Annotated in this window: 6 protein-coding genes; all 6 read right to left on the bottom strand. The window is 39.1% G+C overall.

Features of this window, described 5'->3' with window-relative positions:
- On the bottom strand, positions 1-908 hold a 908-nt coding region (locus SMIDD26_RS05810; RefSeq protein ID WP_061439449.1), incomplete at its 3' end, for an Abi family protein.
- A 771-nt stretch (positions 909-1,679) separates the two neighbouring features.
- The gene (rlmD, locus tag SMIDD26_RS05805; protein ID WP_061439448.1) at positions 1,680-3,038 is read right to left on the bottom strand and encodes a 23S rRNA (uracil(1939)-C(5))-methyltransferase RlmD; all 1,359 of its coding nucleotides are present in this window, start codon (positions 3,036-3,038) and stop codon (positions 1,680-1,682) included.
- A gap of 73 nt (positions 3,039-3,111) precedes the next feature.
- Entirely contained in the window at positions 3,112-4,086 is a 975-nt protein-coding gene (locus SMIDD26_RS05800; protein WP_061439447.1) for a DUF1002 domain-containing protein, read from the bottom strand.
- 73 nt (positions 4,087-4,159) lie between these two features.
- On the bottom strand, positions 4,160-4,774 hold the full coding sequence (gene pmp23 / locus SMIDD26_RS05795) for a cell wall hydrolase Pmp23 (protein WP_061439446.1): 615 nt from the start codon (positions 4,772-4,774) through the stop codon (positions 4,160-4,162).
- A complete protein-coding gene (locus tag SMIDD26_RS05790) occupies positions 4,774-5,748 on the bottom strand; it encodes a nucleoid-associated protein (protein ID WP_061439445.1) in 975 nt (324 codons plus the stop codon). Before SMIDD26_RS05790 ends, pmp23 begins: the two co-directional genes overlap by 1 nt.
- 7 nt (positions 5,749-5,755) lie before the next feature.
- Positions 5,756-7,012: a serine hydroxymethyltransferase gene (gene glyA, locus SMIDD26_RS05785; RefSeq protein ID WP_061439444.1), complete on the bottom strand. Its 1,257-nt coding sequence runs from the start codon at positions 7,010-7,012 to the stop codon at positions 5,756-5,758.
- Between the last annotated feature and the right edge of the window lie 24 nt (positions 7,013-7,036).

Raw genomic sequence — 7,036 nt, 5'->3', positions numbered from 1 at the left:
TTAATAAATTTCTCCCGACTCCCACTAATAGAGGAATCAAATCCCATCTCACTCATAATTTTATTTTGTATAGCAATGTCTAATCCTTGAAATAAAACCAGCAAGTCATTTAACATTAGTGTATCAATAATAACCCAAAGCGGAGGATTTTTATAGCTAGAAATATATGGATATTTTATTTTACAGAAGTCAGAATAAGATAATTCAAAAAATCTTCCCTCTATGTTATTAATTTGAATTGTCACATTCGTAGAACCACTTAATGAAGAAATATTACTAGGAGTATTAGAAGCTTTTACTGAAAATTTCCCTCGGTATTGATTTTTTTTAAGATCATCAACTATTCCATCAAAATCACCTTCTAGGTTGTAATATACATCTCGGTTACGAGTATGAAAGGTACTAATATTACCTGTAAATGTTACATCTTTAATCTTAGCTGAAATAGTATGCACTCTAAAAAAAGAATGCGTTTTTTTATTATCCCCATGAGTATAAAAATATTCTGTAAAAGAGTTTCGATTGTGCGCTGTCGGTAGCACATAACAATTGATATCTAAATACTTCAAGTTAGAAGCAACACCACCATTGCAATGTGCTTTTGAAAATTCGTATGCAATTCTCGACTTTAGTTCAACCTCAATTTTTTCGATTTCTTGAAACAAGTACTTAGCTATATTTCTATCCAATGTGTATATTCTCTCAAAATCTTTGAAAGAGACTCTTTTCATATATTTTTTAGGATTAGAGGTCTCCAAAAAAATAGTTTCAAAACCATTTATAGAATTAAAATAATTTTTCTGCTGAATAAAACTAACCATCCCTGGCTCATCAGTAATCTTCAAATTCCTGTCACGTTGAATCAAAATCTGCTCTTCAATAGTCTTAAACTCTTTTTCTCTAGTCATATTTTATTATCCATCTGCAATATCTTTGATTATATCATATTTTTGAAAATATAACTATCAAATATAAAAGCCTTAATAGTTATTTTTCTTGTTTACTTTCAAAGTCATTCAACAATTTCAGTATACCACAAAAACGCAAAATAGGCTGTAACGAAAATGATTTCCCGCTGTTATTACAGCCTTTCTTTTTCTGTAACTGTACCTCAGTTCCCTCTGTGAAGGGTACTCTAATTTTCCCATCCTCTTAAATGCTGATGTGGTCTAGAAGTTGATTCATCATAACTCCTTCAAATTTATCTAAATCTATTATCTGATATATCTGCTTAGTATAGTCCTTATGAAGAAGATTTGTTGCTTGCTCTAGCAAAATAAAAATTACTTGATACCTCTCATCATAGATTTTATAAATTCCAAATAATCGTAATCCACCTGCTTGTCGTCACGATGCAAACCGATATATATTATCAGCTACTGTTCCTTTTTTAAACGTTGGATAGAATTTGTTTATGTAGTAGGTGAAAGTTTTGACATCAATGCTACAGCCCCGTTATAATGCATCTTTGGGACTCAAAAGGTTTGGGGAGTTCAAAGCTCCAGTGGAGCTTTGAAGCCTTCGCTTTGAAATGAAAAAGCGAGAGATTTAGCTACGTTTCACTAACAAACTTACACACTCGGCGGTTCGCTGTTACCCTATCGTTTCGTCGTAAACTTATTACTCTACGACAGCTATCCCATTGGCGGACTCAAAAGTTTTGGGGAACCTTTTGAGGATTAACTGCGTTTCACTAACAAACTCACACACTCAACGTGGTGCGTTTGAGGAAACAAATCCACCGGCTGGACTTTCTTTAACTCATATCCCAATTCTTGGTAGAGTTTGATATCACGTGCCATGGTTGCGACATTACATGAGACATAGGCAATGCGATCAGCTCCTGTTTGGCTACTTGCCTTGATAAAGCTTTCTGTCAAGCCCTTGCGTGGAGGATCAACCAAGATAACGGTTGGTTGAATACCGTCTTTGAGCCAATTTTTCATAGCATTTTCAGCTGTGTCACAGACATAGTTGGCATTTGAAATATTGTTCAGTTGAGCATTCTTCTTGCTATTCTCAACCGCTTCTGGAATGACTTCAACACCATAGACTTCCTTGACATGTTTCGCAACAGAAAGACCAATCGTCCCGATACCAGAATAGGCATCAATAACCACATCATCTTCTTTTAATTCAGCAAAGTCAATAGCTGTTTGATAAAGTTTTTCAGCCATTTCAGTATTGACTTGGTAAAAAGCGGGTCCAGCGATTTGGTAGTCATTTCCCAACATCTGGTCAGTGATAAAGTATTGTCCATAAAGCGTACGCCATTCCTTGCCAAAAATAGCATTGGTATTCTGGTCGTTGATATTTTGCATAACAGACACAATCTCTGGAAACTGCTTGATTAGTTGTTTAATCAATTGCTCAACACGAAAAACTTTGGGACGAGTTGTTACCAAAATAACCATAATTTGCCCTGAATAGTGTCCACGACGCACCACAAGATTTCGAATCAAGCCAGATTGTTCCTTTTCATCATAAGATTTCAGGTCATAACGGCGGAGCAAGTCGCGTAGGGCTACTACTACCTCGTCAATCACAGGATCTTGGATAAAGAAATCTTCCAAAGGCATGAGATCGTGGGAATTCTTACGGAAAAATCCTGTTTCCAAGACACCATTAACACGACGAACAGGCACCTGTGCCTTGTTGCGGTACTTGACTGGATTTTCCATGCCAAGTGTTTCAGCAACCTCTACATCAGCAATCCCAGCAATCTTGTATAGACTGTCCTTGACTTGCTTGGTTTTAAATTTGAGCTGTTCTGGATAGGCAAGATGACCTAAATCCGCGATTCCTGAACGCAGGTAAGCCAAATCTAAATCTTGATTACGGTGTGGTGATTGAACAAGGTATTCTTCAACCTTCCCAAAACCAATCTTTTTATTAACCTTGAGGACACGCATAAGGATTTTTTCACTTGGTAAAGCATTCTCTACAAAAAAGACCAAACCATCCACCTTGGCAACTCCTGCCCCTTCATGGGTCAAGTCAACAATTTCAACTTCTACAATATCATTTTTCTTTAACATTCTCTTCTCTTTCTATTGGCCGACAAAAAAGACGGCAACGTTACGGTTACCATCTATTATACCATGAAATTTCTTAAGAACCAAAACTCTTGAAGAAGTTGACAATGGCTTGCCAGAGGGAGCTTAAGAAGTTCCCGCCGTCCTCTAGCGCCTTATCCGCATCAAAGTTAAGGTTAATATTTTTAAAACTGTCGCCAGCTTGTGAAACAATACTTTGTTTAAGGTCATTCAGGGTTTTAGTGAAGTCTGCATTGCTGAGGATATCACTCTTTGAGAGATTCAAAGCAAAATTAATGATAATATTGATCTGGTTTCCTGTTATAACCTGATCAAGTTTGTAATTTTTCAAGGTATCTTCAACGATTTTGCGGACATCTTCCTCTGTCAGATTTCCCTTACTTTCTTTAGCTTTGGCGAGTCCTGACTTGATATCTGCTAGGGCAACATTTAATTTATTAGCATCATAGCCTGTCTTGTCCTTGTTTTCAGCATTGATATCGGACAAAGCCTTCAACTCTTCTTGAGCCAAATCTTTGTTGACTTGCGGCACCTTGGCTCCATTAGCTTCTAGCGAATAGTAAATCCCGGCTAAGGCACTCTCACCTGTAACTGGAATAGGTGCTGCTACAGTAATTTTAGCGTGTTCCACACCCAAAGTTACGGCCGCATTGCGGTACATATCCTGCGTCACCTTAGTGATGTTTTCTGGTGTTTCAATCTTGACCTCAAGTGGCGACTTGTCACCTAGCTTTTGAATCTTGGCTGATGAATACAATTGTAAGCTAGAGTCATTGGCCACATTCATAATCTTAGAATAGACATCAGGTGTCATGGTCTTGAGTTCTTTGGTGTCTGTTGAGGCATTGTAGCCTAGTTTTTTAAGGGTTTGATTTTTTTGGTCTTCTGACAATGATGAACCTAGGACATATTCAGGTTGGACGTAGGTTTCATCGATAACTTTTTGAACATCTGTTGCTGCATGGGCGCTATTCATAGCTGTTACTGCCCACAAGACCGCAGCACTGGTCAGAAAGAGTTTCTTTCTCATAGGGATTTTCCTCCTTTACCTTTCTAGAGTAATATATCTATCTTAAAGAAAACTTATAACAAAAACATCTGGACTAGCCAGATGTCGAAAAGAGAGTGAAACATTTGATGATGTAAAGGTTGAGTTGCACCTGTCTAGAATAGTAATAATTTCCTCCATTTACATAGAGTTCGGCTCCATGGAAAATGGAAATGGGGTGAATATAACTATAAGTCTTTCCAGTGGTATTGCCAAGCAAGGGAGCAACAGTCTCACGAGAGTACTGTTTGGCCAGAGCCAAGGTATTTTCCTTGCCATTTTGGGCGATAAAATCGATATAGGCAGGTCCAAAATTATAGGCTTGAACAGCAGTCCAGACATCTACATCCTTCTTCTGGGCCAGATAGAGATTGTCTGTCAGAGTTTGAACGCCTTGCCGAATGCTAGAGGCGTTATCATTTATGGTGTTGGTGGAACCACTGGCAGACTCACTAGACTGCATGACGTCGCCTTCTTTTCCTTTTGTTTCGGTATAAATCATAGCGAGCACAAGCTCTTCGTTTGCTGGGGTGTCTTTTTCACTCAAGATTTCTCTCACCATGGGTTGATAGGTCATGACTTGTTTGACATCTTGGTGAACGCGGTAAGCTTTATAGCCAGCAAAAAGGAAGACTGCCAGTACAAGCACTCTTCGAATTCGTTTAAACATTATTTACTTTGAATATCCTCGATATTTTTGATTAAGATAGAGTAAGTTCCATTGTCGTTTTGGATAAACTCAACAGACTCGGCATCTTGATAGACGTTATTGGGAACGATGAGCTCAATTCCATTTGACAAGGAAAGTTTTTGGTTTTCAAATTTTTTAAGCTGACGACTGGCATCAATTTCATCAAATTGAACTGGTTCTGGTACGGCTTCTTTGACTTGGTCAATAAAGCTCAAACGAGCCGTCAGATTGTTATCAAAAAGGTCGTTGGCCAATTTCTCAGGCGATAATTCATTGCTTTCTTCTAGGTTGTTGAAAATCGCTGATTTGACCTTGGATTGAAATTGAAAGTCATCTGTGTTAAAAGATTCAGCAATTCTCTGGGCTGTTTTTTCCAGTTCTTTGATAGATTTCTTAGGAGAAATCTTAGGAGCGACAGCAAGAAGATTATCTGAAAAATAGTTCAAGAAAGCCCCGTTGTACTTGATTCGTTTTTCAATCAGATGGTACTTGCGACTCTGAAGATTGACCACCAAGGCTTCGTCAGCACCTGTCCCAAATCCAGGCAGGTTATTCTGAGTTAGCTTGATTGGATTATCAACTTCTCCACCGAGGTGGGTCAATGTCTCCCGCAGGGCAATTCGCAAGAAAGCGAAATGTTCCACGCCTTCTTTAGAAAATTGCACAAAAATCAAGTCATTGGTCTTGAGATTTTCAGAAATGCTGAACTCTTCTTTCCAGAGATTAGCCAGCGTTACTGAAGTCTCCAACAAATCGTCTGTGATGTGATTGAAGAAGGGATTTTCTTCTTCGAAAATCCCAGTCTTGGCTTCATCTGAATACACACGTTCAATTTTTCTACGCAGGTATTCTTCGATTTTTGGAGTAATATTGAGAAACTTATCCGCTAGGAACAGCTCGGTATCATCCGGACTGAACTGATGAATAATGGCTTTCTTAATATAAATGTCCATAAAAGTTTTAGTCCTCGTATAATGGGAAGGCATCTGTCAATTCTTTGACTGCACTTCTCACTTCTTCTAATACAGCTTCATTTTCTGCATTTTTAAGGGTTTTAATGATAAGTTCAGCCACTTTGCGACTTTCTTCTTCACCAAATCCACGTGCAGTGATGGCTGCAGATCCGATACGAATCCCACTTGTCTTGAATGGTGACAAGGTTTCGTAAGGGATTGAGTTTTTATTTAAGGTAATATTGACTTCATCCAGCAAGTTTTGGGCAACTTTTCCGTTTTCTACAACTTTAGTCACATCCACTAGGAAGAGGTGGTTTTCGGTTCCTCCAGAAATGATACGGAAATCAGGGTCTTGTAAGAAGACATCTGCCATAGCCTTGCTGTTCTTGATGACATTGGCAGCATATTCCTTGAAAGCTGGATCTAAGACTTCTTTGAAAGAAACAGCTTTAGCTGCCACAACATGCTCCAAAGGACCGCCCTGAATACCTGGGAAAATAGCTGAATTGATTTTCTTAGCAAGTTCTTCGTCATTAGTCAAAATCAAACCACCACGAGGTCCACGAAGGGTTTTGTGAGTCGTTGTTGTCGTGATGTGAGCGTATGGCACTGGGCTAGGATGTAGACCAGCTGCAACCAAACCAGCGATATGAGCCATATCTACCATGAGCTTAGCACCAACGGCATCTGCAATTTCACGGAATTTTGAAAAGTCGATAATTTGAGAATAGGCTGACGCACCTGCTACGATCAATTTTGGTTTTACTTCTTGGGCTTGTTTCAAGATAGCATCAAAATCCAAGAGTTCTGTTTCAGGATCCACACTATAAGAAACAAAGTTGTAGGTTTGACCAGAGAAGCTAACAGGAGCTCCATGGGTCAAGTGTCCACCTGCTGCCAAATCCATCCCCATAACGGTATCACCTGGCTCAATCAAGGCCATGTAAGCCGCACAGTTGGCTTGGCTGCCTGAGTGAGGTTGGACATTAGCGAATTTAGCGCCGAAAATTTCTTTTGCGCGTTCAATGGCTAGAGATTCTACCACATCTACCACATCAGTTCCACCATAATAACGGCGACCTGGGTAGCCTTCGGCGTATTTATTCGTCAAGATAGACCCTTGAGCTGCCATAACAGCCTTGGAAACTACGTTTTCCGAAGCAATCAACTCAATGTTGTTTTGTTGTCGTTCTTCTTCTTTGGCAATAGCATTCCAGAGATCAGCGTCGTATACTTTAAAATCATCTTTGTCAAAAATCATAGGTCTTCTCCTTTATTGTGTGAC

It is taken from the genome of Streptococcus mitis, assembly GCF_001579035.1.
GTDB classification, from domain to species: Bacteria; Bacillota; Bacilli; order Lactobacillales; family Streptococcaceae; genus Streptococcus; species Streptococcus mitis_J.
Note: the sequence above shows the minus strand (reverse complement) of the source record. Positions and strands in the feature narration are given on the sequence as shown.